A 24,108-nucleotide genomic window follows, 5' to 3' on the forward strand; every position below is an offset into this window, starting at 1 on the left:
GGCTTAGCCGAAGAGGACCGCTGCCTCGTCGTAGCGCTTCTGCGGAACGGTCTTGAGCTGGCCCAGGGCCTTGTCGAAGCTCACGTGTTCAATGTCGGTGCCTTTGAGCGCCACCATGGTGCCCCAGTAGCCCTCCACGACGGAGTCGATCGCGGCCATGCCCAGGCGGGTGGCGAGCACACGGTCGAACGCGGACGGCACGCCGCCGCGCTGGATGTGGCCCAGGATGGTGGCGCGGGTTTCGATGCCGGTGCGGCGTTCAATCTCGGGGGCGAGCTGGTCCGCGATGCCGCCCAGCCGGGGCCGGCCGAATGTGTCCAGGCCGCGCTCGGAGTGCGGGGTTTCCATGTGGTCCGGCACAAAGCCCTCGGCCACCACAATCAGCGGTGCGCGGCCACGGTCGTGGGCTTCCTGGACCCACTCAGTGATCTGCTCGATGCTGACCTTCTGCTCGGGGATCAGGATGGCGTGCGCGCCGGCGGCCATGCCGGCATGCAGGGCAATCCAGCCCACATGGCGGCCCATGACCTCGGCGATCATGCAGCGGTGGTGGGACTCGCCCGTGGTCCGGAGCCGGTCGATGGCCTCGGTGGCGATCTGCACGGCGGTATCGAAACCGAAGGTGTAATCCGTGGCGTCCAGGTCGTTGTCCACGGTCTTGGGGACGCCCACGATCTTCAGGCCGGCATCCGTGAGGCGCTTCGCGGCGGCGAGGGTTCCTTCACCGCCGATCGCGATGATGGCGTCGATGCCGAGGCGGTCCATATGGGCCTTGATGACCTCCGGCCCGCCACCGTTTTCAAAGGGGTTGGTGCGGGAAGTGCCCAGGATGGTGCCGCCCTGCTTGGCGATGCCGCGGACCATGGTGCGGGGGATGTCGATGACGTCGCCTTCGACGACGCCCCGCCAGCCATCCAGGAACCCCACAAATTCGTGGCCGTGGATGGCGATGCCCTTGAGGACGGCTCCGCGGATGACAGCGTTCAGTCCGGGGCAGTCGCCACCGCTGGTAAGAATTCCAATTTTCATGTCTCGCTCAAATCCTGGTGTGAAGGTATACAGGCAGAGCGCCACGCTGAGCTCACCTAGATTGTAGTCGGCGGTGTGCGTTACGACACAAACCGGTTACAAAAGGCCCCGTTCCATGGCAAGGACCACGGCACGGGTCCTGTCGTCCACATCCAGTTTGTTGAAGACCCGCAGCAGGTGGGTCTTGACCGTCGCTTCGGCAATGTGGAGCGCCGTGGCCACCTCGGGATTGCTCAATCCCTGTGCCACGCAGCGGAGGACCTCCACCTCCCGGGCCGTCAGCCGCGGCAGTTCGGGCGCACGCATCCGCGAGACCAGGCGTGCCGCCACCGGCGGGGCGAGAACCGTCTCACCCCGCGCTGCAGCACGCACGGCCTCGATGATGCGGTCACCGGCGGTGTCCTTCAGGAGATAGCCCACCGCCCCGGACTCCACTGCGCGCATGATGTCGGAGTCGTCGTCGTACGTGGTCAGCACCAGCACCTTAGTGTCAGGAAACCTGTCGCGGATCTGCGCGGTGGCGCTGGCGCCGTCCAGGACGGGCATCCGCAAGTCCATGAGCACGACGGCGGGGCGCAGCCGGCTGACGGCGTCCACCGCCTCCTCGCCGTTGGCCGCGGCGGCCACCACGTCGATGCCGTCCGCCGTTTCCAGCAGGGCAGCGAGGCCGCTCCGCACCACGGGGTGGTCATCGGCGAGGACCACCGTCACAGTTTCGGGGGCGCTCATTCCGTGTCTCCGGGCATGATTGCCCCCGTGCCGCCGGGCCCTGTAGCAGCGGTGGGGACCTCCGCCACCAGCCGGGTGGCGCCGGGCGCGGACGTGACCTGGAGCCGGCCGCCGATTTCGTCCAGCCGGGCAGCCATCGATTTCAGGCCGAACCCCTGGTGGTCCGCCGCGACGTCGAAACCCTGGCCGTTGTCCGTGACTGTCAGCCGGAGCAGCGGCGGGTCGCCGGCGGGGATACCCATCAGTACCTCCGCCGCTGTGGCTCCGGAATGCCTGCGGACATTGTTCAGGGCCTCCTGGGCCGTCCGGAGCAGGGCCACCTGCTGCGTGGACGGCAGCGGGGGCAGGCTGCCGGGCATTGTGACTGTCAGCCGGATGCTGTCCAGGTGCAGGGTGTCAGGCAGCCGCGTCAGCGCCGCCAGGAGGTCGCCGCCCTGGACATCGGACGGGACGCCTGAGGCCACCAGGGCACGGGCTTCCGCCAGATTCTCCCGGGCCGTCCGCGAAATGGCGGTGAGGCTGCGCACGAGACCTGCGGGGGCTTCCGGTTGCGCCCTGAATTGGGCCTGCGCAGCTTCGGAAAGCATGGCGATGGATGTGAACCCTTGGGCCAGGGTGTCGTGGATTTCCCGGGCCATCCGCTCCCGCTCAGCCAAGGCACCGCGTGCCTGCTCGGCGTTGTTCAGTTCGTGGCGCGTGGCCTCGAGTTCGGCCAGCAGCTCGGCACGCTGTTCGCTTTGCTCAATGACTTTCGAGATCCAGAGCCCGATCATGCAGCTGGCAACAAACGAGGTCACCAGCTGGGCCGTGATGCCGTAGACCTCCGTGCCGGTGAGTCCCCAGCGGCTGATCTGGCCCGCGGCCACGCCGATGCACAACACGGCGGTGGCCACCACGCCCTGCCTCTGCGAGGACGTGAACATCCAGACCTGCGGGAAGGCCACAAAAAGCAGGACCCCGGCGCCGTCGTACACAAACGACAGGAACACCACCACCGCCACCAGCAGTGCAACGTAGATGCTGGGCTTCAGTGTCCTCAGATCCCTGGCCCGGGTGAGGAACGGGTAAGCGGCCCCCAGAAGCGCCAGAGAACCGACGACCAGGGATGTCCCGGGCCCGCGCTCGTTGCCGAAGAGGGCGAAATAGGACACGCTGGCCAGCGCAGCGTAGAAGCAGACGTGCCACCAGACCATGGAGGTTGTCCATACGGACCGTGCCGGCAGCAGCCGCTCGGTCCGTCCGCTCATATAGCTCATGGGTGCACCCTATCCGTGTGCCGCTGGGCCACCAAGATCCACGATCGGTGCGGCACGGAACCGGCTACTTCTGCGGCGGCCACTTGAACGCCACCCGGGCCAGCACCGCACCCGCGACCACCCAGAGGCCCAGCACCACGAATGTCAGCGGCAGGTTGTACGTGCCGCCGGGCTCAACGGCTTCAAAGCCGGCAGGCAGGAAAACAGACCTGAAGGCGCTCGCCGTCCAGCGCAACGGGAAGAAATTGGTCACGGACTGCAGCCAGTCCGGAAGCTGGGAGAACGGGAAGTACACGCCCGACGTGAAGGACAGGAGCAGTACCGGCAGGACCGCCAGCGTGGACGCGCTTTGTGCCGATTTGGGCAAGGCGGTGAAGGCGATGGCCACGGTGGCCCAGGCTGCCGTTGCCAGGAGCATCAGCAGCGCCACCAGGCCCCACTGCCCGGCATCCCGGGGGAGCGGGACGTCGAACATCACGGCTGCCGCGAGCAGCAGGAGAACAGTCTGCGCCACGATCAGGTAGAGCGTCTGGCCTGTTTTCCCGATGAAGTACGAGGCCGCGGGCAATGGCGTTCCGGCCAGCCGCTTCACCGTGCCGTTGAAACGCTCAGTGGCCACGTAGCTGCTGAGGTTCTGGAACCCGCTGAGAATGGTACTGAGCGCAAGCATGCCGGGCAGGTAGTAGTGCGCCGGGGTGATGCCGCCCTGCCCGTCCGGACCGGCCCCGAAGTCCGGCTCGTCACCGAAAACCGTCCCGAACAGGGACATCATCAGGATTGGGAAGAAGAGGACCAGGACCAGAGATAGCACGTCACGGTTAAATAGTTTGATCTCCAACAGGACCCGGCCAACTCCCAGGCCCAGGACTGATGGACGCCAGGCGGGACGGTCGGTGGCGGGAGAGGCGGTGGCGGGGACTGCTGCGCTCATCGGAGGGCCCCTGAAACGGACGGTGTTGCGTGGGAAGGTTCCTTGGACGGTTCGGCGCCGAGATCGGCGGAGTCGGCGGCGCCGATCAGCTGGAGGTAAATGTCTTCCAGGCCGGGACGGACGACGGCGAGCTCCGCCGGCTCGATTGCGCCGCCGTCGGACAGCGACGCGACCAGGGCAGCCGGCTGCTCGGTCACCACTTCCCGCAGGCCGGAAGCATCCCGCCACCTGACACGTGGCACGCGGAGGCCCGGGCCGCCGATGTCCTGCGGGCCGCCCTCGGCGATCAGCCGCCCGCTGTTGATGATGCCGATCCGGTCTGCCAATTGCTCGGCCTCGTCTAGGTAGTGCGTGGTGAGGACAATGGTGGTGCCGCCGCTGCTCAGCTGGCGGATGAGGTCCCAGAACTGCCGCCGGGCTTCGGGATCGAAGCCTGTAGTGGGTTCGTCCAGGAACAGGACTTCGGGGTTGCCGATGATCCCCAGCGCCACGTCCAGCCGGCGCCGCTGGCCACCCGAAAGGGTCGAGATCCGGACGCCGCCCTTGCCGCCCAGCCCTACGGCCTCAATGACCTCGTCCACCGGCCGGGGCGACGGGAAGCAGGAAGCAAGTGACCGCAGCGCCTCGGAAACCCTGAGTTCTCCGGAATCTGTGGCCTCCTGGAGCACAATGCCGATCCGGGCACGGAAGGACGGTGCCGCCTTCCAGGGGCGGGTTCCCAGAACCATGACCTGGCCGCTGTCCGGTTTCCGGTGACCTTCCAGGATTTCGATGGTGGTGGATTTGCCGGCGCCGTTGGGGCCAAGTAGGGCGTAGGTTTCGCCGGCGCGGATGGTCAGATCCAGCTGGTCCACGGCGGTGAGGGTCCCGCCTTTGGGCAGCCCGTACGTTTTGGTGAGGCCACGGACGGTGATGGCGTCAGCGGCTTGCCGCTGCCCGGGGCTGAGGGAAGTGTTCATGCTTCCAGCGTGGCAGTCCCGGGGTGCCAGCCAACAGGCCCGGCCGGTTGAACCTGTTGTCCACCGGCCGGTGGACAAGGGCAGCAGAAAGGCCCCCGCTCCCGGAACGATTCCCGGGGTGCGGGGGCCTGACGGTTCTGGCCTGGGTGTCAGCTGATGGAGCGGCGGTCCAGGAAGTTCTGCAGCGGAATGGAGTTCTGCTGGTCCGGAAGGACCAGCCACGCCGCGAGGTACAGGACCACTGCGGGACCTGGGAGGAGGCAGAAGACCAGGAAAGCGATCCGCACAAAGGCCACATCCACGTTGAGCTTTGCAGCGATTCCGCCGCACACGCCGCCTATCCAGCGTTGGGGTCCACGTTTCAGGCCGAAGCCCCTGACGATGCTGAAGAACTTGTCCATGGCTCAAGACTTCCCTGTTGTGGGTTCGTTGTCACGTTTCCGGGCCGAAAGCAGCCCGCCGATCACCAGGGCGGCGCCGGCGCCGATCATCAGGCCGATCAGGACGTAGGTGCCGTTCAGGGTCACCACGCCCAACTGGGCGATGATGATCAGGGCGGCCAGCGCCATCACGATGAGGCCCCAGACTATGGTGCCCACGCGGGCGGATGGCTGCTGAGGTGCGTCGGCTCCTGTGTGGCCCACCGCCGTCGTGCTTTCCGGAGTGTATGGATCTGGTGACGGATTGACGTTGCTCATGTCAGTTCCCTTCCTGGATGGTGACGTTGCTGAAGGTGCCGTCGATCTCCACGATCAGCTTGGCGCCGGGCTTGCCGGTGTTGTAGCTGCTCTCGCGTGTGGACATTCCGCTGCGGTGGTCGCTGCCTTCGGTGAGGTTGCCCATGGTCATGTCGGCCTTGACGTCCACGGGGACGTTGTCCGGGATGACCACCGTGACGTTGCTGGCGGTGATGTCCAAGGGAACGACGATGTCGGACGCCAGCGGTGCGGTGACGTTGAGCTCCGTGAGGTCAACAGTCCCGCGGCCTGCGGTGACGTCGAAGCCGTCCCTTGCCTGTTCGATGCTGACGGGGGCCCAGTCGACCTGGGTGAAGCGGACCCTGTCGCCGTTGCCCACAGCATTGAAGATGCCGCCGATCACCAGGGCAACCACGGCGAAGAAGCCGAGGATTCCGGACGTCCTGCCGCGCAAGCCGGCGATGAGGATGCCCAGGCCCAGGACGGCTGCGCCGCTGGCCCAGACGATCGCGTTGGTGGCGTCGCCGAGGTTGATCACGTTGCCGGCGTCCAGGGCTTTGAGTCCGCCACCCACCAGGAGCGCGGTTCCGGCAGCAATGGCTACTGCCGGGGCGCCGGGGCCGGAGGGGCGGAGCTTGGGTGTGCGGGCCGGGCCTTGCGGTGGCTGGTAGCCGCCGTAGGCACCGCCGTCGCTACCGCCGCCACCATAGCTGCCGCTGCCGTAGCTTCCGCCGCCGTAAGGCGGGTTGACGCCCGACGGCGGGACCGGAAGGTGAGGCGCGCTGCCGGGCGTGCCGGACGTGCGGGTCGAAGTGGAATCCGTGGCCGCAAACGGCGAGGCGTAGGGGGTTGTGGGGTAGGCGGCCGAATAACCGGAGCTTCCGCCGGCCGGCTGCGGTGTGGCGTTCATGGGTGCTCCATTCCGGGCCTTGCTGCGTTGGGTCAGGTAGTAGATGAAGTAGATGGCGCCGCCCACCCAGAAGACGGTCCAGAGGAATCCGCCGAAGCCGTTGCGGCTCCAGCCCCAGAATCCGCCGCCGAGCCCGGTGAGCCCCACCACGGTGGTGACCAGCGAGCCTGTCATGCCGCTGGACCAGCGGCCGGCGCCGGCTTCCTGGACGTGGATGCGCCCGTCGGGTTCGGGAAGGAATGCCCACGCCAGGCCGTAGAGCAGGACGCCGATTCCGGCGAAGAGGGTAAGGACAATGAAGATGCCGCGCACAATCAGCGGGTCGATGCCCATCCGGTGTGCAATGCCGCTGGAGACGCCGCCGATCCACCGGTCGCGTCCGCGCTGGATGCCGTGGCTCCGGACCCAGTTGAAGAAGTCATTTGACTGGCCCGGTGCTTTTGGGCCGGCATACGGACCGGGGTACTGGCCTGCAGACTGGCTGGAATAGGGGCCTGAATAGGAGCCTGAATAGGGGCCGGCATCGGGTCCGGCATTCGTGTCGCCGTAGGGACCGGCGGCCGGGGGGGTGTCCTGCGGGGAAGCCGGGGGCTGCAGCAGGGGTTCGGTTGGCTGGTCCGGGTCGCGTGGGGGAATCGGTTCCGTGGGCTGGCCATCATCGGGGGTAGGGGTCTGGGAGTTCATACTTCGATCCTGCCGTCCCGGGCGGCGCAGCTCTACTGGGGAACACCCTGACTCGCCCCTGAGTTACCCCCGGTTCAGGCCGGAATCGGGTCCGGGGAACCCTGATCCGTGCTTGGATTGACACATGACCACCGCCCTCACCCGCCCCCCGCTTGTCCGCAGCAGCGACCGTGTCATCGCGGGCGTATGCGCCGGCCTCGCGGCGCATCTGAGCTTGCCGGTGAAAAGCGTGCGGATCGGCATGGCGCTCGCAACCCTCGCCGGCGGCGCCGGGTTGGCCTTCTACGCGTGGCTGTGGATCATGGTCCCCACCGCCGACGAAAGCGCGCGGCGCAACGCCCGGCGTCCGGCGTCGCCCATTGCCCCCGCCGTCAGCCTGGACACGGCCTTCGGTGCCGAGCCTCTGTCCGCGTCGCAGTCGCCGGGTCTGCCCGCGGCTGCCCCCTGGTGGGGAAATCCCGACGCCGGTGCTTTCGCCCCCAGTTTCGCCCCCGGCGCTGTCTCCGGCGGCGGGCCCGCTGCCGGCTACCCCGCCGGTTACCCGGCCGTCGTGCGGCCGCCGTGGTTCCGGGTCCGTAGCATGCGCTACGGAAAGGAAATACTGTTGGGCGCCGGGCTCCTCCTGGTGGCGGGCATCATGATCGCCCGGCTCCTGGGCGTGGACGTGCCCCTGGGGACTCTCATCCCCGCTGCTGCCGTGCTGGGCGGTGCAGCCATCGCGTGGATGCAGCTCGACGAAACCCGCCGCGCGGGGCTCGTGGACAAGACCAAGGCCGATCAGGCAGGCGGCTGGGCGCGCCTGGCCGCGGGTTTGGCGCTGGTGGTCGCCGGCGTGCTGGTCATGGTGTCCGGCTCCGGATCCTGGGAGCAGACCTGGCTGGCCCTGCTGGCATCGGTGGCGGTGCTGGGCGGCGTGGTTCTGGTGCTCCTTCCGTGGGCCCTCAAATTCTGGCGGGACTTGGAAACGGAGCGTGCGGGGCGTATCCGCGAAACGGAGCGGGCCGAGATTGCTGCCCACTTGCACGACTCCGTCCTGCAGACCCTCGCCCTGATCCAGCGGCGGGCGGGAAACGAGCACGACGTCGTCCGGCTCGCCCGGGCCCAGGAACGCGAACTCAGGAGCTGGCTGTTCCAGGACCCCGGTAAGGAGGCAGGCCAGCTTTCGGACCGCATCAAGGCGGTGGCTGCCGAGGTGGAAGACTCCCTCGGCAACGCCGTGGAGGTGGTGAGCGTCGGGGACACAGCCATGACGGAATCCCACGAGGCGCTGCTCCAGGCCAGCCGTGAGGCCATGCTCAATGCGTCCCGTCACGGCGGTGGGACCGTCTCCGTCTACCTGGAAGTTTCCGACGGGCGCACAGAAATCTTCATCAAGGACAGAGGGCCGGGCTTTGACCTGCAGGATGTACCCGAAGACCGGCTGGGCGTCCGCGAATCCATCATCGGACGCATGAAACGCCACGGCGGGACCGCCGCCATCACCAGCACGCCGGACGGCACGGAGGTACGGCTGGGAATGCCGGCGCTCCAAACGGACAACGCGGAAGGGAAATCATGAACAACGTACAGGGGACCGGGCCCATCCGCCCCGCACAGCCGGTCCGGGTGGTGATCGTGGATGACCACGGCATCTTCCGCTCGGGGCTTAAGGCCGATCTCGATCAGAGCATCCACGTCGTCGGTGAGGCGGCCACCGTTGAGCAGGCCATCGCCGTGATCGCGCAGGAGCGCCCGGAAGTGGTACTCCTGGACGTGCACCTGCCCGGTGGCCTCGGCGGTGGCGGACGGGAAGTCATCGCTGGTTCCGCGGCGCTCCTGGGCACCACCAAGTTCCTGGCCCTGAGCGTCTCAGACGCCGCCGAGGACGTGGTGTCGGTCATCCGCGCCGGCGCCCGGGGGTATGTCACCAAGACCATCTCCGGTGCCGAAATCACCGATGCCGTGTTCCGCGTGGCCGGCGGCGACGCTGTGTTCTCACCCCGGCTGGCCGGCTTCGTGCTGGACGCCTTCGGCACCGCTCCCGCAGACATTGCCGACGACGAGCTGGACAGGCTTTCGGCCCGTGAGCTCGAAGTGATGCGCCTGATCGCCCGCGGCTACAGCTACAAGGAGGTGGCCAAGGAGCTGTTCATCAGCATCAAGACCGTGGAAACCCATGTGTCAGCCGTGCTGCGCAAACTCCAGCTTTCCAGCCGGCACGAGCTCACCAAGTGGGCCGCCGAACGCCGCCTCCTCTAACCAACCAGCCCCGCCCAAACGCTCTCTCACTTGATGTGGCTTTTTCCCCAACGCTCTCGCACTTGACTCGGCTTAAGCCGGAACGCTCTATCACTCTCCTAGAGAAAGTGATAGAGCGTTCGGTTTTTTCTTGCGTTAAGTGAGGGCGTCCTACTTGGCCTGGCCCAGGAAGTCCTGGAGCCGGGCGACGCCGGTGGCCAGGTCCTCGTCGCCCAGGGCGTAGGAGAGCCGCAGGTAGCCGGACGGGCCGAACGCCTCACCCGGCACCACGGCCACCTCAACCTCATCCAGGATCAAAGCAGCCAGTTCTGCGGAGGTGGACGGCGTCGCGGTGCCTGCCGCCGTCGGGAATTCCTTCCCCAGCAGCGCACGGACATCGGCGTAGACGTAGAACGCACCCTTCGGCGTCGGGCATTCAACACCGTCGATCGCGTTCAGGCCCGCCACGATCGCCTTGCGGCGGCGGTCAAACGCCACCTTCATCTCGTCGACGGCGGTCAGCGGTCCGGAAACGGCGGCGAGGGCTGCAATCTGCATGATGTTCGAAACATTGGAGGTGGCGTGCGACTGCAGGTTGGTGGCCGCCTTGATGACATCGGCCGGGCCGATCATCCAGCCGACGCGCCAGCCGGTCATTGCATAGGTCTTGGCCACGCCGTTGAGGATGACCACTTTGTCGCCGAGTTCCGGGGCTGCGGTGGCGATCGAGGTGAACGGGACGCCGTCGTAGGTCAGGTGCTCGTAGATCTCGTCGGTGACCACCCAGAGGCCCTTGGCGGCGGCCCATTTGCCGATCTCAGCCACCTGCTCCGGGCTGTAGACGGATCCTGTGGGGTTGGACGGCGAGACAAACAGCAGGATCTTGCTCTTGTCCGTCAAAGCGGCATCAAGCTGCTCAACGGTGACCAGGTAGTCCTGCTCAGGTCCGGCGAACACCTCAACAGGGACACCACCGGCAAGCCTGATGGCCTCCGGGTAGGTGGTCCAGAACGGCGTGGGGACAATCACTTCGTCGCCCGGATCCACCAGCGTGGCGAAGGTGTTGTACACGGCCTGCTTGCCGCCGTTCGTCACCAGGACCTGGGACGGATCCACGGCGTAGCCTGAGTCGCGGAGCGTCTTCTCAGCGATGGCCTTTTTGAGCTCCGGCAGGCCGGCGGCGGGGGAGTAGCGGTGGTACTTGGGCTGGCTGGCGGCCTCGATGCACGCCTTGACGATGTAGTCCGGAGTGGGGAAGTCCGGTTCGCCTGCCCCGAAGCCAATAACCGGCCGGCCGGCTGCCTTCAGCGCCTTGGCCTTGGCATCAACAGCCAGGGTTGCGGATTCGGCAATTGCGGAAATGCGCTTGGAAACGCGGGCGGCAGACATGGCAGGGTCCGTTCTTCGCTTGCAGCCCGGAAGGCTGAATGGTGGAATTCGACGTGATCTACTCTATGCTGTTCAGCGGATCGTTCGGGCTGCCGGCGTGGATGTGACTGCAGGTCAGCTCACCCACCAGGGCGGATTGGACGGTCCGGAATGAGGCTGGTTCGACGTAGACGAAGTTGTTGCGTAGACTGGTTCTCCGGTGTTGAAAACACGGATGATGACGTGCGCCCCAGTGCAAACTGCGGGAGTTTGTCAGGATGCTGTTTTCGATCCATAGGGTAGTGGCGCAATTGGTAGCGCAGCGGTCTCCAAAACCGCAGGTTGCAGGTTCGAGTCCTGTCTGCCCTGCGCAAGCTGTTCCGGCGGAATGCCGGAGCACGCGCAGCAACCATGGTTCTGATCAGGACCGGGTAATCCAACATTGCAAAGATGAGCGAGGACCAGGTGACCGAAACAGCTGCCAGCAGCTCCAAGGGCCGCCCAGCTAAGAAGGACGCCAAGGCTAACTTCTTCGCTCGTATTGCACTCTTCATGCGCCAGGTCATCGGCGAACTGAAGAAGGTTGTTGCACCAACCCGCAAGGAACTGATCAACTACACGCTCGTGGTGCTGGTGTTCGTGGCCATCATGATGGTGATCGTCAGCCTGCTGGACATCGGTTTTGGAACCGTGGTCAGCTGGGTCTTCGGCGGGATAGCTCCCGGGGACCGCTAAGGCATATCGTCCGCAGGCCGCGTGGCCTTGTCCGGGTAAAACCGGAAGAATCCACGCGGTGTGCGGAATTGAGCCATTTAAATAGGCATGTTAGGCAATGAGGAAGCAGGAGACCAAGTGTCTGAGCAGGAGCTCGAGGTAACCGAGACTGAGCTGGAAGAGTCCACGGACAACACGGCGGCCCCCACGGTTGAAGCCGGTGAAGAGTCCGAGGTTGAGTCCGCTGCGCCCGATTCCGCCGACGCCGATGCCGCCGACGATTCAGACGATTCAGAGGATGCCGATTCAGAGGGTGACGCCGTAGAAGGCGAACCTGCTGAGGGCGACTCAGAGGGCGACGACGCTGATGCAGACGCACTGGCAGCCGCGGCCGCCAAGGCCGAGGTTGACCCCGCCGACGAATTCAAAGCCAAGCTGCGCCGCCAGGAGGGTGACTGGTACGTCATCCACTCCTACGCCGGCTACGAAAACCGCGTCAAGGCCAACCTTGAGACCCGCATCCAGACCTTGGACATGGAAGATTACATCTTCGAAATCCAGGTGCCCATGGAAGAAGTCGTTGAGATCAAGAACGCTCAGCGCAAGGTCATCAACCGCGTCCGGATCCCCGGCTACGTCCTGGTCCGCATGGACCTGACGGATGCCTCCTGGGGCGCCGTCCGCCACACTCCCGGTGTTACCGGCTTCGTGGGCAACGCCCACAACCCGGTGCCGCTGCGCCTCGACGAGGTCTTCTCCATGCTCGCGCCGGTCTTCGAAGAAGAGCAGGCCGAAAAGGGTAAGCCCGTCAAGCACGCTGCCGCCCAGATCGACGTCGACTTCGAGGTGGGCGAATCGGTCATCGTCAAGGAAGGTCCGTTCGAGACCCTCCCCGCCACGATCTCCGAGATCAAGGTGGAATCCCAGACCCTCGTGGTGCTCGTGTCGATCTTCGAACGCGAAACCCCGGTCACGCTGGCATTCAACCAGGTCAGCAAGATCTAATAAACCGCACATAATTCGTTCCGGACTGCCCGCTTAGCAGCCCCGGAACGGCCGGTCGCCTCGCCATGGCGGCCAACAACCTGAGGCACGCTCCTGTGTCCCAGGAAGATATTGAGAGAAGGACCTTACATTGGCTCCCAAGAAGAAGGTCACCGGCCTCATCAAGCTGCAGATCCAGGCAGGCGCCGCTAACCCGGCCCCGCCGATCGGTCCTGCACTTGGCCAGCACGGTGTCAACATCATGGAATTCTGCAAGGCGTACAACGCTGCCACAGAAGCCCAGCGCGGAAACGTTATCCCCGTGGAAATCACGGTCTACGAAGACCGTTCCTTCACGTTCATCACCAAGACCCCGCCGGCTGCAGAGCTCATCAAGAAGGCTGCAGGCGTTGCCAAGGGTTCACCCACCCCGCACACCGTCAAGGTTGCCAAGCTGACCAAGGCCCAGGTCAACGAGATCGCCACCACCAAGATGGAAGATCTCAACGCCACCAGCCTCGAAGGCGCAGCGAAGATCATCGCCGGTACCGCCCGCTCCATGGGTATCACCGTAGAAGGCTAATAGCCTTCACCGTCGGGAAACCGGCACCACCGCCGGACAACCGGCACAAACCGTAACGCCGCAGGATCCATGCAGGATCCTCGGCTGTGGCAGGGCCCAGCGCGGTCCGCAGACCACAACTGCACAAGGAGAAATAAGCAGCATGGCAAAGCGCAGCAAAGCATATGAGGCAGCAGCCGCCAAGATCGACGCGGAGAACTTCTACGCGCCGTTCGAGGCAGTAACGCTCGCCAAGGACACCAACCCGTCCAAGTTCGACGCCACCGTTGAGGTTGCCTTCCGCCTGGGCGTTGACCCTCGCAAGGCTGACCAGATGGTCCGCGGCACCGTTATCCTGCCCCACGGCACCGGTAAGGTCTCCCGCGTCCTGGTCTTCGCAACGGGCGACAAGGCTGAAGCGGCAATCGCTGCCGGCGCCGACTTCGTTGGTTCCGATGACCTGATCGAAAAGATCGCGGCCGGCTGGACCGACTTCGATGCAGCCGTTGCCACCCCTGACCTCATGGGCAAGGTTGGCCGTCTTGGTAAGGTCCTGGGTCCCCGTAACCTGATGCCGAACCCGAAGACCGGCACCGTGACCGCAGATGTCGCCAAGGCTGTCAATGACATCAAGGGTGGCAAGATCGACTTCCGCGTTGACAAGCACTCGAACCTGCACTTCATCATCGGCAAGGTTTCCTTCGACGCCCTCAAGCTGGCCGAGAACTACGCAGCAGCGCTGGAAGAGGTGCTTCGTTTGAAGCCGTCCGCTTCCAAGGGTCGCTACATCCAGAAGGCCACCGTGGCCACCACGTTCGGTCCCGGCATCGCCGTCGACCCCAACGTCACGAAGGTTCTGACCGAGGTCTAGGCCTCAGCAGCACTTCCGCCGGACTATTCCGGCACGCCAAAGGACCGCCCGGCACTGCGCCGGGCGGTCCTTTGGTTTTAACTCCGACAGCCACGGACCAAATGGCGTCCGTCCCGCCCTCGACCAAACCGCGCGTGGTTAGGATGGGACATGACCGGCCAGCAGCTGAAGATCACCGCAGTCGCCATTCCGTCAGCGCTCGACGCCGGGACCAACCACGGTGCCGCCGGCACCGCAGGCGTCATGGACTTCCATGAGTGCCACGCCCTGCGCGAGAAACACGAGCTGGAGAAGTGGGGCGATCTGGATCGCTGCCCCACGGCCATGGAGAGCCTGGAATACTGGCGCGGCAATGAGTACGAAGATCGCCGGCTCTTCATCGCGCGGCTGGGCCAGCAAACCGTGGGAACCTGCTCCGTAACCCTCCCTCTTCGTGAAAACACGTCCACGGCAGGGATCCAGGTGGACGTGTCTGCACGCTTGCGGCGGCTGGGTTTGGGCCGCCGTCTGCTGGCACACGTCGAGGCGGTGGCCGCGGACGCCGGCCGGACTTCCCTGGATGCCTACTGTGAGCTGCCCGCCGGGGCGGTGGAGAACGCGGCCCGGCTGATCCCCGCCAAATCGGGCGCGGGCGGGCTCCCCGCAGATGACCCTGCCGTGGCCTTTGCGGCCCGGGCGGGTTACGAGCTAGAGCAGGTGGAGAGGGCCAGCCGGCTCACGCTGCCGGTCCCGGCGAACCAACTCGACGCCCTGGAGATGGAAGCGTCTTCACGGGCAACCGGCTACGCCTTGGTGGGCTGGTCTGACAGGTGTCCTGGCGAACTGGTAGCGGAATACGCAGTCCTCAAGAACCGGATGAGTACGGATGTCCCCATTGCCGGTCTGGACTGGGAAGCCGAGGACTGGGATCCGGCCAGGGTCCGGCAGGAGGAGCAGTCGAACAGCCGCGGCGGCCTGCAAAGCCAGGTGGCGGCAGCGCTGCACAGGCCTACCGGCAAGCTTGTGGCCTACACGGTCCTGAACTGGCGGGCGGGCATTCCTGCCACCATTGCCCAGCAGGACACCCTGGTCTCGTCCGAGCACCGCGGTAAGAGGCTGGGATTGCTGATCAAGGCGGCGAACCTTCGGGCCGCCCAGCATCGATGGCCCGCGGCGCGATCGGTGCTGACATGGAACGCCGTGGAAAACCGGCATATGCTGTCGATAAATAATTTGCTTGGATTCAAACCCGCTGGTTATGAGGGCGAATGGCAGAAACGGCTGGGATGACGCACCTGATGGCAGAAGACGTACGGATCGAGCAGCTGTGGATCCCGGACACCTTGGACACGCCTGACGCAACGGATTTTCTGGCTGCTGTGGAGGTGGGCCGCAAGGTACGGATGCAGACCTGGGGCAGCGATGACCTCGCGTACACAGCGCTCGAGAAGCTCCTGGAACTGGCCGATCCCTATGAGCGCCAGGTCATCCTGGTGGCCAAAGCCGGAGACCAGATCATCGGAGCGGTGGACATCGCCCTGCCGCTGACGGACAACCTGGACATGGCGGAGTTCACCCTTGACATACTGCCTGAATTCCAGCGCCAGGGTGTGGGCCGCAAGCTGCTCCTCGCCGCTGAACAGCTGGCGCGCAGCGAGGGCCGCACGCTGATCCTCGTTGACACCAACCATCCCGGCGCGTCCCTGCACGAATTCGAGGCTGCCCAGCTGGTGCCGGGTTCGGGCCAGGGCTTTGTGCCGCTGGACAGCCGGGAAGTCGAATTCGCGCGCCGGACGGGCTACACGCTGCAGCACATCGAACAGTTCAGCGCCTGTGCACTGCCCCTGGACACCAAACTCGTGGCCGATCTCCAGGCCGAGGCCGATGAAGCCAACAACGGGCGGTACCGGCTCCATCACTGGACTGACCGCTGCCCGGATGAGTGGCTGGAAGCCGTGGCCGTGCTCGAAAACCAGGCGGGCGCCGACGTCGACCCTTCCTTGGAGACCCCCGTTGAGCAGGACATGGTGTTCGACGGCAGCATCCTTCGCGAGGCGGAACAGGTCACCATCGCGCAGGGAAGGCGGACGGTGGTCACCGCCGTCGAGCACCTGGCCACCGGGGCCCTGGTGGGCCTGACCACCATCAGCGTCCTGGCGCACCGGCCCGATGTGGTGTTCCAGGACGACACCTTGGTCCTGCAGGAGCACCGCGGGAACAAGCTGGGGCTGCTGATCAAGGTGGCCAACATGGAGCGGCTCACCGAGCAGTTCCCCGACGCTCGGGTGATCTACACCTGGAATGCGCCGGAGAACAGGTACCTGCTGACGGTCAACCAGCAGCTTGGCTTCACCACGGCCGGCGTGACGGGCATATGGCAGAAAGAGCTTCCCTATCTGGGTACCAGTAAGAGCTGAGGCCGATTTCCACGATTTGGTAGAGGGGCAGCCCGTCCCGTAAGCTTGAACTACCAAAGACCGTCGGTTGTTGGAAATCCATTCTCCTGAACGCAGCTCAACTCTGAGTTGTGTGCGGGAGGCCAAATGTATTTCTGGACGAAGGACCCTGAACATAGGGCGGCCGGCGCAGGTGAACGAAGCAACGCTCCACAGCGAAAGCCGTGTCGAGCCAAGCCCCGTGCATCTGCGCGGGGCGTTTTTTAGTTTTAGCTCATCTGAGCGGGGACCGTCGCATACCGGCACTATCCCCGGAAGGAGGGTTATGGCAACGCCTACAAAGGTTTCAGCAGTAGCTGAGATCACTAACGATTTCAAGGAATCGAACGCCGCTGTCCTGACCGAATACCGTGGGCTCACCGTTGCACAGCTCAAGCAGCTGCGTGTTTCTCTCGGCCAGGACACCAAGTTCTCGGTCGTCAAGAACACCCTGACCGCAATTGCAGCCAAGGAAGCTGGTGTCGAAGCATTCAACGACCAGCTCTCCGGACCTACTGCAATCGCGTTCATCAAGGGTGACGCAGTTGCCGCTGCCAAGAGCCTGACGGATTTTGCCAAGGCCAACAAGCAGCTGGTTATCAAGACCGGTTACTTCGAGGGCAAGGCACTGAACGCGAGCGAAGTCGCTGCCCTGGCAGCACTCGAGTCCCGCGAGCTGCAGCTCGCAAAGGTTGCAGGCATCCTCAAGGCTCCTGCCGCCGCCGCTGCACGCACCATTGACGCACTGCGCCTCAAGCTCGAAGAAGCGAACGGTGCACCGGCAGCAGCCGAGGCTCCCGCCGCGGAAGAAGCTCCGGCCGCAGACGAAGCCCCCGAAGCAGCTGCAGAGGCTCCCGCCGAAGCACCCGCTGCCGAAGAGAACTAGTTTCTCTTCACCCACCAGATTCCGGTGTGAAGGCAATGGCCCAGGCCGCCAAGCACCACCTATAGGAAGGACGCCACACCATGGCGAAGCTCACCAACGAAGAGCTCATTGAAGCTTTCAAGGAACTGACCATCATCGAGCTCTCCGAGTTCGTCAAGCTCTTCGAAGAGACCTTCGAAGTTACTGCAGCTGCAGTTGCTGTTGCTGGCCCCGCCGGTGGCGGCGCAGCTGAAGAAGCTGAAGAGCAGACTGAATTCGACGTTATCCTCGAATCAGCTGGCGAAAAGAAGATCGCAGTGATCAAGGAAGTTCGCGCAATCACTTCCCTGGGTCTGAAGGAAGCTAAGGACGTTGTTGACAGCGCTCCGAAGGCTGTTCTCGAAGGCGTCACGAAGGAAGCTGCTGAGAAGGCTGTGGAGCAGCTCCAGGCTGCCGGCGCAACCGTTACCCTCAAGTAACTCACGCCGCTTCACGGAAACCCTGTCCACTTCGGTGGGCGGGGTTTCCTGCATTTAACCCCAACGCGGGGTCACATACGGCCCATGACATACCCACTGATGGGCCGTAGGTGACCCCGCGTTGCTAGTTCGGCTCGGAGATATCTGCGACGACGGCGCCGAGTGCTGCGGTGAGGGCGTCGGCGTCCACGAACGCACTGTAACCGTGTTCGCCGGCGCCCATGGAGATGCGCCGCCCGGCAATGGTGGCGTCCGCGTACACCGGCCAGGCGGTGGTGCTGCCGAGCGGAGTGATGGTGCCCCGTTCGTAGCCGGTCGCACCAAGCGCCACGTCTGCCGGCGGCAATGAGAGTTTGTTGACGCCCACCAAGGTCCGCAGTTTTGGCCAGGAGATTTGCCGGTCACCCGGAATCAGCGCGAACAGGAACGTTCCGTCCTTGTGTTTGACCACCAGGGACTTCACGATCTCCGCAGGCGTGATGCCCAGGATCCCGGCAGCCTCCTCGAGGCTCCGGGCGGCGAGGCGCTCCACAACCTGCACGGCCAGTCCGCGCGCGGCGGCGTCAGCAAGGAAGCGTTGACGTCCGACGGCGGCGCTTCCGTTGCCGGCCTGCCCCGACATCAGTTCCTGCCTAACATCAGTCGCGGTACAGCAGGAGGGCTTCGCCCTGACCGCCGCCGCCGCACAGGGAGACCGCGGCCTTGCCGCTGCCACGCCGTTTGAGTTCGTGGGCCGCGTGCAGCGCCAGCCGCGCACCGGACGCCCCGATCGGGTGGCCCAGCGCAATGGCGCCGCCGTGGATGTTGCACTTTTCCAGCGGGTAGTCCAGGTCCTTCAGCGACTGCACCGCGACCGAGCCGAAGGCTTCGTTAATTTCGATGAAGTCCAGGTCGGCGGTGCTCCATTCCGCCCGCTGCAGTGCGTTCATGATGGCGTGGGACGGCTGCGAATGCAGGGAGTTGTCCGGGCCGGCAACCTGGCCGGGCTTTCCCACCACAGCCAGGTATTCCAGGCCGTGCTGCTCGGCAAACTCGCGCGATGCCAGGACCAGTGCGGAGGCGCCGTCGGACAGGGGAGAGGAGTTGCCGGCCGTGATGGTTCCGTCGCTGACGAAGGCTGCCCGCAGCACGGCCAAGGACTCGACGGAGGTATTCGGGCGAACGCCTTCATCGGTGTCCACAACGATGGGATCTCCCTTGCGCTGTTTGACACTGATGGGTGCGATCTCGTCGTCGAAAATGCCGTTCTTCGCCGCCAGCGCCGCGCGCTGGTGCGATAGGGCGGCCACGTTGTCCTGCGAGCTCCGGTCGATGCCCAGCGTCAGGTTCTTGGTTTCGGTGGACAGCCCCATGGACTGGCCGTCGAACGCATCCGTGAGTCCGTCGTGCGCCGCGACATCCAGCGCCTGGATGGCGCCGTAGGTCCAACCCTGGCGCGAACCGGGCAGGAGGTGCGGCGCACGGGACATGGATTCCTGGCCACCGGCCACCACCACGGTGGCATCGCCGCTGCGGATCATCCGTGCGGCGTCGATCACGGCGGTCAGCCCGGAGAGACACACCTTGTTGATGGTAAGAGTGGGAACGTTCCAGCCGATCCCTGCACCAATGGCGCTCTGGCGCGCAGGGTTCTGCCCGGCACCGGCCTGCAGTACCTGTCCCATGATGACGGCATCCACCTGGCCGGCCTGCACGCCGCTCGCGGCAATAGCGGACCTGATCGCGTGCGCTCCGAGTTCGACGGCGGTGAAGCTCGCCAGTTGCCCGTTGAGCCGGCCCTGCGGTGTGCGCGCACCGGCCAGAATAACAACGTCAGTGGTGTCGTTGGAGTTGCCCATTGTGATCTCTTCCGCTCTGAATAGATGTACTTCCAAGGCTACCGTGAGGCATGTCACCCATGAATCCAAACGCCAAATGGGCACCGGTGATTCCAGTCGTGCCGGCCGCCTCCCATAGGGGAGAACTACCCATCCGCCGGATGTGCGCGTGGTCGCGGCGGTGCGTAGGGTGGACGGCGAAGACGAAAGCATCAGAGCAACACCAAAAACAGGGAGCAGCATCTTGAAGAAAATCCTCGCCGCGGCAGTCATGGCCAGCCTCGCCGGACTCACCGCCTGCAGCGTTGCCACTCCTGCGCCGGAGAGCTCTTCATCAACAGCAGCACCCACGGCGTCCACTTCCGCGCCCTCCACCGCGTCGCCGTCGCGCTCTTCCAGCCCGTCAGCCGCGCCTCAGGCCGGCGGCGTAAAAGGGGCGTGCGAGACCTTTAACTCCCTCTACGCCGACTACAAAGCGATCCAGGGCGATTCGAACGCCTACGAGGACATCTATTTAGCCGCGGACGACGCCCAAGACACGGTGACAGGGAACCTGGTGGGTCTGTTCGCGTCGCTGAAAGTCCTCGCCATCGATCACTCGTCTGCAGTTATTAAGGGCGCCGCGCCCGAGCAGGAATCGAAGGACGCTGTGCGTGACGCCGTGTTCGCCAACGCCGGCGAATGCACAGCAGCGGGCGTTACGCTGCGGCTCTGACGCCTCGTGCGGCACAAAAAATCAGTGCTTGCAATAAGTTCGGTTGTGGGGTAGACACGTAATTGGTTTTGCCGTATCGTAGATATTTGCGTCTTCCCTGTTTACCTTCAGCCTTCATATAGCGGTGGGCTTTGCCTGGCAGCTGACCATCAACGTGCCGTCAACAACGTCATTGTATGGAAAGCCCCGGCCCGGGTCATATAGCGGAACCGGATGGTAGCACTGCGGAGTCATTCCGCAGGGTGCACAGCGGGGGAGATCTGAAAACGCCTGAAGGTCTGTGGAAGGATCCCTCTTGGTCGCCTCGAGCACCTCTAATAACGAAACCGCTAACACCGCCGACAGCACTGATGGTGCCACTCGCCGGCTCTCATTCGCAAAGATTCACGAACCGCTGGACGTTCCGAATCTTCTTGCCCTGCAGACGGACAGCTTCGACTGGCTGGTCGGAAACGAACGCTGGCAGGCGCGCGTAGCGAAGGCCGTCGAAGAAAACGATCTCAGCGTCGCCACCTCGTCCGGACTGTCGGACATCTTTGAAGAGATCTCCCCGATCGAGGACTTCCAGGGCACCATGTCCCTGAGTTTCTCCGATCCGGAGTTCGCTGACCCGAAGTACACCATGGCCGAGTGCAAGGACCGGGACGCTACGTACTCGGCACCTCTGTACGTCAAGGCCGAGTTCATGAACAACAACACGGGCGAAATCAAGCAGCAGACCGTGTTCATGGGCGACTTCCCCCTCATGACGGAGAAGGGCACCTTCGTCGTCAACGGCACCGAGCGTGTGGTCGTCTCCCAGCTGGTCCGTTCACCGGGCGCCTACTTTGAGCGCACCGCCGACAAGACCAGTGACAAGGACATCTTCACTGCCAAGATCATCCCGTCCCGCGGTGCATGGTTTGAACTCGAGATCGACAAGCGCGACCAGGTCGGCGTTCGCCTCGACCGCAAGCGCAAGCAGTCCGTCACCGTTCTGCTGAAGGCCCTCGGCTGGACCGAAGGCCAGATCCTCGAAGAGTTCGGCCAGTACGACTCCATGCGCGCAACGCTGGAGAAGGACGCCACCGAGACCCGCGAAGACGCGTTGCTGGACATCTACCGGAAGCTGCGACCGGGCGAGCCGCCCACAGTCGAGGCTGCCCAGTCCCTCCTGGACAACCTGTACTTCAACTCCAAGCGCTACGATCTGGCCAAGGTCGGCCGTTACAAGATCAACCGCAAGCTTGGCATCGACCGCTCCCTTGGCGACAAGGAAGCTTCGGTCCTGCACGTTGAAGACATCGTGGCCATGATCAAGTTCCTGGTTGCCCTGCATGCCGGTGAGAAGACCCTCACCGGCAAGCGCGACGGCCAGGACCACGAACTGCGCGTCGATATCGATGACATCGACCACTTCGGCAACCGTCGTATCCGCGCCGTCGGCGAGCTCATCGAGAACCAGGTCCGCACCGGCCTGTCCCGTATGGAGCGCGTTGTCCGCGAGCGGATGACCACCCAGGACGTCGAGGCCATCACGCCGCAGACACTGATCAACATCCGCCCCGTGGTTGCAGCCATCAAGGAGTTCTTCGGAACGTCCCAGCTGTCACAGTTCATGGACCAGAACAACCCGCTCTCGGGTCTGACCCACAAGCGCCGTCTGTCCGCGCTTGGCCCGGGTGGTCTGTCCCGTGACCGCGCAGGCATGGAAGTTCGAGACGTTCACCCGTCCCACTACGGACGTATGTGCCCCATCGAAACCCCTGAAGGCCCGAACATTGGTCTGATCGGTTCGTTGGCATCCTACGGCCGCATCAACCCGTTCGGCTTCATCGAGACTCCTTACCGTCTCGTCGCTGAAGGCGTTGTCTCCGATGAGGTCCAGTACCTCACGGCCGACGACGAGGCAGAGGTCCTGATCGCTCAGGCCAACGCTCCGCTGGATGAGAACAAGAAGTTCGCCGAAGAGACCGTCCTGGTCCGCGCCCGTGGTGGTGGAGGCGAGCCTGTGCTCGTTCCCGCCGGCGAGGTCGAGTTCATGGACGTTTCCCCGCGCCAGATGGTGTCCGTGGCTACGGCCCTGATTCCGTTCCTCGAGCATGACGATGCTAACCGCGCACTCATGGGTGCCAACATGCAGCGCCAGGCCGTGCCGCTGGTCCGTTCCGAGGCCCCGTTCGTGGGCACCGGCATGGAGCGCGCCGCCGCCGTCGACGCCGGTGATGTCACCATCGCGAAAAAGGCCGGTGTGGTTACCGAGGTCTCCGCTGAGCTCGTCATCATGCTCAACGACGACGGTACGGAAACCAACTACCGCATCAACAAGTTCGCACGCTCCAACCAGGGCAACTGCTACAATAACCGTGTCCTGGTGAACGAAGGCCAGCGCCTCGAGGTCGGCGGCATCATCGCTGACGGTCCGGCAACGGACCAGGGCGAACTCGCCCTCGGTAAGAACCTGCTCGTGGCATTCATGTCATGGGAAGGCCACAACTTCGAGGACGCCATCATCCTCTCGCAGCGCATTGTTGCCGAGGACGTTCTTTCCTCCATCCACATCGAGGAGCACGAGATCGATGCCCGCGACACCAAGCTTGGTGCCGAGGAAATCACCCGTGACATCCCCAACGTGTCCGAGGAAGTCCTGGCAGGCCTGGACGAGCGCGGCATCATCCACATCGGTGCCGAGGTTGAAGCCGGCGACATCCTGGTCGGAAAGGTCACCCCGAAGGGCGAAACCGAACTGACCCCGGAAGAGCGCCTGCTGCGCGCCATCTTCGGTGAAAAGTCCCGCGAAGTGCGCGACACCTCCCTGAAGGTTCCGCACGGCGAGTCCGGCACCGTCATCGGCGTCCGCGTCTTCGACCGCGACAACGACGACGAACTGCCCCCGGGCGTGAACCAGCTGGTGCGCGTCTACGTGGCTGCCAAGCGCAAGATCACCGACGGCGACAAGCTCGCCGGCCGTCACGGCAACAAGGGTGTTATCTCCAAGATCCTCCCGATCGAGGACATGCCCTTCCTTGCCGACGGTACCCCCGTTGATATTGTCCTGAACCCGCTGGGTGTTCCGGGCCGTATGAACGTCGGCCAGGTTCTGGAAACGCACCTCGGCTGGGTTGCCAAGACCGGTTGGAAGATCGAAGGCGAGCCCGAGTGGATGAAGCAGCTGCCGAACCTGCCGCGCGAGAGTGGCTCAACCACTGTTGCAACGCCGGTGTTCGATGGTGCCCGTGAGGAAGAAATCACGGGTCTGCTGGACTCCACCAACGTCACCCGCGACGGCGACCGCCTGATCAACTCCTCAGGCAAGACCCGACTCTTTGACGGCCGCTCCGGCGAGCCGTTCCCGGATCCGATCTCGGTCGGCTACATGTACATCCTGAAGCTCCACCACCTGGTGGACGACAAGATCCACGCCCGTTCCACTGGCCCGTACTCCATGATCACGCAGCAGCCGCTGGGTGGTAAGGCACAGTTCGGTGGCCAGCGCTTCGGTGAGATGGAAGTGTGGGCGCTGGAAGCTTATGGCGCCGCGTACACCCTCCAGGAACTCCTCACCATCAAGTCGGATGATATCCACGGTCGTGTCAAGGTCTACGAAGCAATCGTCAAGGGCGAGAACATCCCCGAGCCGGGCGTTCCTGAGTCCTTCAAGGTCTTGATCAAGGAAATGCAGTCGCTGTGCCTGAACGTGGAAGTACTCTCCACGGACGGAACCACAATTGAAATGCGTGACTCTGATGACGCAGTCTTCACGGCTGCGGAAGAACTGGGCATCGATCTGTCTCGTGCAGAGCCCAGTTCCGTAGAAGAGGTTTAGCAGGGGACTTACCGGGAAAGGCAAGCGGCCCCGCCGCGCTGTCTTTCCCGGTAAGTCACCTCCCTCTTCCCGTAACCAAGACTTCAGAATTTAGAGAACAA

The 24,108-nt window shown here is 64.4% G+C and carries 23 protein-coding genes and 1 tRNA gene; 13 read left to right on the forward strand and 11 right to left on the reverse strand.

Features of this window, described 5'->3' with window-relative positions; genetic code table 11:
* Positions 1 to 3 precede the first annotated feature (3 nt).
* The 8 genes from ACZY1F_RS10360 to ACZY1F_RS10395 form a co-directional block, all read right to left on the reverse strand.
* The gene (locus tag ACZY1F_RS10360; RefSeq protein ID WP_463941643.1) at positions 4 to 1,029 is read right to left on the reverse strand and encodes an ATP-dependent 6-phosphofructokinase; all 1,026 of its coding nucleotides are present in this window, start codon (positions 1,027 to 1,029) and stop codon (positions 4 to 6) included.
* Between the two features lie 96 nt (positions 1,030 to 1,125).
* Positions 1,126 to 1,758, reverse strand: a complete 633-nt coding sequence (locus ACZY1F_RS10365; protein ID WP_463941644.1) for a response regulator — start codon at positions 1,756 to 1,758, stop codon at positions 1,126 to 1,128.
* Positions 1,755 to 3,014, reverse strand: coding sequence for a sensor histidine kinase (locus ACZY1F_RS10370; RefSeq protein WP_463941645.1), 1,260 nt, complete (start codon positions 3,012 to 3,014; stop codon positions 1,755 to 1,757). The genes ACZY1F_RS10365 and ACZY1F_RS10370 overlap by 4 nt, the downstream gene beginning before the upstream one ends.
* A 64-nt stretch (positions 3,015 to 3,078) precedes the next feature.
* Entirely contained in the window at positions 3,079 to 3,945 is an 867-nt protein-coding gene (locus ACZY1F_RS10375) for an ABC transporter permease (protein WP_463941646.1), read from the reverse strand.
* Entirely contained in the window at positions 3,942 to 4,904 is a 963-nt protein-coding gene (locus ACZY1F_RS10380; protein ID WP_463941647.1) for an ABC transporter ATP-binding protein, read from the reverse strand. The genes ACZY1F_RS10375 and ACZY1F_RS10380 overlap by 4 nt, the downstream gene beginning before the upstream one ends.
* A gap of 149 nt (positions 4,905 to 5,053) precedes the next feature.
* Complete coding sequence (locus ACZY1F_RS10385) at positions 5,054 to 5,305, reverse strand: PspC domain-containing protein (RefSeq protein ID WP_463915402.1); 252 nt, start codon at positions 5,303 to 5,305, stop codon at positions 5,054 to 5,056.
* A 3-nt stretch (positions 5,306 to 5,308) separates the two neighbouring features.
* Entirely contained in the window at positions 5,309 to 5,602 is a 294-nt protein-coding gene (locus ACZY1F_RS10390) for a hypothetical protein (RefSeq protein WP_463941648.1), read from the reverse strand.
* Between the two features lies 1 nt (position 5,603).
* Positions 5,604 to 7,196 carry a PspC domain-containing protein gene (locus ACZY1F_RS10395; protein WP_463941649.1) on the reverse strand — a complete coding sequence of 531 codons (1,593 nt, stop codon included), beginning with the start codon at positions 7,194 to 7,196 and terminating at the stop codon, positions 5,604 to 5,606.
* 124 nt (positions 7,197 to 7,320) lie between these two features.
* On the opposite strand from ACZY1F_RS10395, the gene ACZY1F_RS10400 reads away from it, so the two are divergent.
* Positions 7,321 to 8,754 (forward strand): ATP-binding protein, encoded by a 1,434-nt coding sequence (locus ACZY1F_RS10400; RefSeq protein ID WP_463941650.1) that lies wholly within the window; start codon positions 7,321 to 7,323, stop codon positions 8,752 to 8,754.
* On the forward strand, positions 8,751 to 9,434 hold the full coding sequence (locus tag ACZY1F_RS10405) for a LuxR C-terminal-related transcriptional regulator (protein WP_463941651.1): 684 nt from the start codon (positions 8,751 to 8,753) through the stop codon (positions 9,432 to 9,434). Before ACZY1F_RS10400 ends, ACZY1F_RS10405 begins: the two co-directional genes overlap by 4 nt.
* Positions 9,435 to 9,584: 150 nt before the next feature.
* Here ACZY1F_RS10405 and ACZY1F_RS10410 read toward each other — a convergent pair whose 3' ends face one another.
* Positions 9,585 to 10,802: a pyridoxal phosphate-dependent aminotransferase gene (locus tag ACZY1F_RS10410; protein WP_463941652.1), complete on the reverse strand. Its 1,218-nt coding sequence runs from the start codon at positions 10,800 to 10,802 to the stop codon at positions 9,585 to 9,587.
* A 275-nt stretch (positions 10,803 to 11,077) separates the two neighbouring features.
* On the opposite strand from ACZY1F_RS10410, the gene ACZY1F_RS10415 reads away from it, so the two are divergent.
* The 9 genes from ACZY1F_RS10415 (at position 11,078) to rplL (ending at position 17,670) form a co-directional block, all read left to right on the forward strand.
* Positions 11,078 to 11,150, forward strand: a tRNA-Trp gene (locus ACZY1F_RS10415).
* A gap of 81 nt (positions 11,151 to 11,231) precedes the next feature.
* Positions 11,232 to 11,516 carry a preprotein translocase subunit SecE gene (gene secE / locus ACZY1F_RS10420; protein WP_254747011.1) on the forward strand — a complete coding sequence of 95 codons (285 nt, stop codon included), beginning with the start codon at positions 11,232 to 11,234 and terminating at the stop codon, positions 11,514 to 11,516.
* 117 nt (positions 11,517 to 11,633) lie between these two features.
* Entirely contained in the window at positions 11,634 to 12,500 is an 867-nt protein-coding gene (gene nusG, locus ACZY1F_RS10425) for a transcription termination/antitermination protein NusG (RefSeq protein ID WP_463941653.1), read from the forward strand.
* 130 nt (positions 12,501 to 12,630) lie between these two features.
* Positions 12,631 to 13,062: a 50S ribosomal protein L11 gene (gene rplK, locus ACZY1F_RS10430; RefSeq protein ID WP_141141219.1), complete on the forward strand. Its 432-nt coding sequence runs from the start codon at positions 12,631 to 12,633 to the stop codon at positions 13,060 to 13,062.
* A gap of 142 nt (positions 13,063 to 13,204) precedes the next feature.
* Positions 13,205 to 13,912, forward strand: coding sequence for a 50S ribosomal protein L1 (rplA, locus tag ACZY1F_RS10435; protein WP_160673153.1), 708 nt, complete (start codon positions 13,205 to 13,207; stop codon positions 13,910 to 13,912).
* 150 nt (positions 13,913 to 14,062) lie between these two features.
* Positions 14,063 to 15,181 (forward strand): GNAT family N-acetyltransferase, encoded by a 1,119-nt coding sequence (locus tag ACZY1F_RS10440; protein WP_463941654.1) that lies wholly within the window; start codon positions 14,063 to 14,065, stop codon positions 15,179 to 15,181.
* A gap of 8 nt (positions 15,182 to 15,189) precedes the next feature.
* The gene (locus tag ACZY1F_RS10445) at positions 15,190 to 16,308 is read left to right on the forward strand and encodes a GNAT family N-acetyltransferase (protein WP_463941897.1); all 1,119 of its coding nucleotides are present in this window, start codon (positions 15,190 to 15,192) and stop codon (positions 16,306 to 16,308) included.
* 304 nt (positions 16,309 to 16,612) lie between these two features.
* On the forward strand, positions 16,613 to 17,212 hold the full coding sequence (gene rplJ / locus ACZY1F_RS10450) for a 50S ribosomal protein L10 (RefSeq protein ID WP_058931710.1): 600 nt from the start codon (positions 16,613 to 16,615) through the stop codon (positions 17,210 to 17,212).
* A gap of 80 nt (positions 17,213 to 17,292) precedes the next feature.
* Positions 17,293 to 17,670 carry a 50S ribosomal protein L7/L12 gene (gene rplL / locus ACZY1F_RS10455; RefSeq protein WP_056344416.1) on the forward strand — a complete coding sequence of 126 codons (378 nt, stop codon included), beginning with the start codon at positions 17,293 to 17,295 and terminating at the stop codon, positions 17,668 to 17,670.
* Between the two features lie 124 nt (positions 17,671 to 17,794).
* On the opposite strand, the gene ACZY1F_RS10460 is transcribed toward rplL, so the two are convergent.
* Together ACZY1F_RS10460 and ACZY1F_RS10465 are read right to left on the reverse strand one after the other, a co-directional pair.
* Positions 17,795 to 18,292 (reverse strand): aminoacyl-tRNA deacylase, encoded by a 498-nt coding sequence (locus ACZY1F_RS10460; protein WP_463941655.1) that lies wholly within the window; start codon positions 18,290 to 18,292, stop codon positions 17,795 to 17,797.
* A 16-nt stretch (positions 18,293 to 18,308) separates the two neighbouring features.
* Positions 18,309 to 19,508 (reverse strand): acetyl-CoA C-acetyltransferase, encoded by a 1,200-nt coding sequence (locus tag ACZY1F_RS10465; RefSeq protein WP_463941656.1) that lies wholly within the window; start codon positions 19,506 to 19,508, stop codon positions 18,309 to 18,311.
* 223 nt (positions 19,509 to 19,731) lie between these two features.
* On the opposite strand from ACZY1F_RS10465, the gene ACZY1F_RS10470 reads away from it, so the two are divergent.
* Positions 19,732 to 20,202, forward strand: a complete 471-nt coding sequence (locus ACZY1F_RS10470; protein ID WP_463941657.1) for a hypothetical protein — start codon at positions 19,732 to 19,734, stop codon at positions 20,200 to 20,202.
* 295 nt (positions 20,203 to 20,497) lie between these two features.
* Complete coding sequence (gene rpoB, locus ACZY1F_RS10475; RefSeq protein WP_463915389.1) at positions 20,498 to 24,007, forward strand: DNA-directed RNA polymerase subunit beta; 3,510 nt, start codon at positions 20,498 to 20,500, stop codon at positions 24,005 to 24,007.
* Positions 24,008 to 24,108 lie beyond the last annotated feature (101 nt).

Source organism: Pseudarthrobacter xylosi (assembly GCF_055412765.1).

Bases quoted from the DNA above. Each gene is read 5' to 3' on its own strand.
- ACZY1F_RS10360 (WP_463941643.1), bottom strand. From the start codon at position 1,029: ATGAAAATTGGAATTCTTACCAGCGGTGGCGACTGCCCCGGACTGAAC.
- ACZY1F_RS10365 (WP_463941644.1), bottom strand. From the start codon at position 1,758: ATGAGCGCCCCCGAAACTGTGACGGTGGTCCTCGCCGATGACCACCCC.
- ACZY1F_RS10370 (WP_463941645.1), bottom strand. From the start codon at position 3,014: ATGAGCTATATGAGCGGACGGACCGAGCGGCTGCTGCCGGCACGGTCC.
- ACZY1F_RS10375 (WP_463941646.1), bottom strand. From the start codon at position 3,945: ATGAGCGCAGCAGTCCCCGCCACCGCCTCTCCCGCCACCGACCGTCCC.
- ACZY1F_RS10380 (WP_463941647.1), bottom strand. From the start codon at position 4,904: ATGAACACTTCCCTCAGCCCCGGGCAGCGGCAAGCCGCTGACGCCATC.
- ACZY1F_RS10385 (WP_463915402.1), bottom strand. From the start codon at position 5,305: ATGGACAAGTTCTTCAGCATCGTCAGGGGCTTCGGCCTGAAACGTGGA.
- ACZY1F_RS10390 (WP_463941648.1), bottom strand. From the start codon at position 5,602: ATGAGCAACGTCAATCCGTCACCAGATCCATACACTCCGGAAAGCACG.
- ACZY1F_RS10395 (WP_463941649.1), bottom strand. From the start codon at position 7,196: ATGAACTCCCAGACCCCTACCCCCGATGATGGCCAGCCCACGGAACCG.
- ACZY1F_RS10400 (WP_463941650.1), top strand. From the start codon at position 7,321: ATGACCACCGCCCTCACCCGCCCCCCGCTTGTCCGCAGCAGCGACCGT.
- ACZY1F_RS10405 (WP_463941651.1), top strand. From the start codon at position 8,751: ATGAACAACGTACAGGGGACCGGGCCCATCCGCCCCGCACAGCCGGTC.
- ACZY1F_RS10410 (WP_463941652.1), bottom strand. From the start codon at position 10,802: ATGTCTGCCGCCCGCGTTTCCAAGCGCATTTCCGCAATTGCCGAATCC.
- secE (WP_254747011.1), top strand. From the start codon at position 11,232: ATGAGCGAGGACCAGGTGACCGAAACAGCTGCCAGCAGCTCCAAGGGC.
- rplA (WP_160673153.1), top strand. From the start codon at position 13,205: ATGGCAAAGCGCAGCAAAGCATATGAGGCAGCAGCCGCCAAGATCGAC.
- ACZY1F_RS10440 (WP_463941654.1), top strand. From the start codon at position 14,063: ATGACCGGCCAGCAGCTGAAGATCACCGCAGTCGCCATTCCGTCAGCG.
- ACZY1F_RS10445 (WP_463941897.1), top strand. From the start codon at position 15,190: ATGGCAGAAGACGTACGGATCGAGCAGCTGTGGATCCCGGACACCTTG.
- rplJ (WP_058931710.1), top strand. From the start codon at position 16,613: ATGGCAACGCCTACAAAGGTTTCAGCAGTAGCTGAGATCACTAACGAT.
- rplL (WP_056344416.1), top strand. From the start codon at position 17,293: ATGGCGAAGCTCACCAACGAAGAGCTCATTGAAGCTTTCAAGGAACTG.
- ACZY1F_RS10460 (WP_463941655.1), bottom strand. From the start codon at position 18,292: ATGTCGGGGCAGGCCGGCAACGGAAGCGCCGCCGTCGGACGTCAACGC.
- ACZY1F_RS10465 (WP_463941656.1), bottom strand. From the start codon at position 19,508: ATGGGCAACTCCAACGACACCACTGACGTTGTTATTCTGGCCGGTGCG.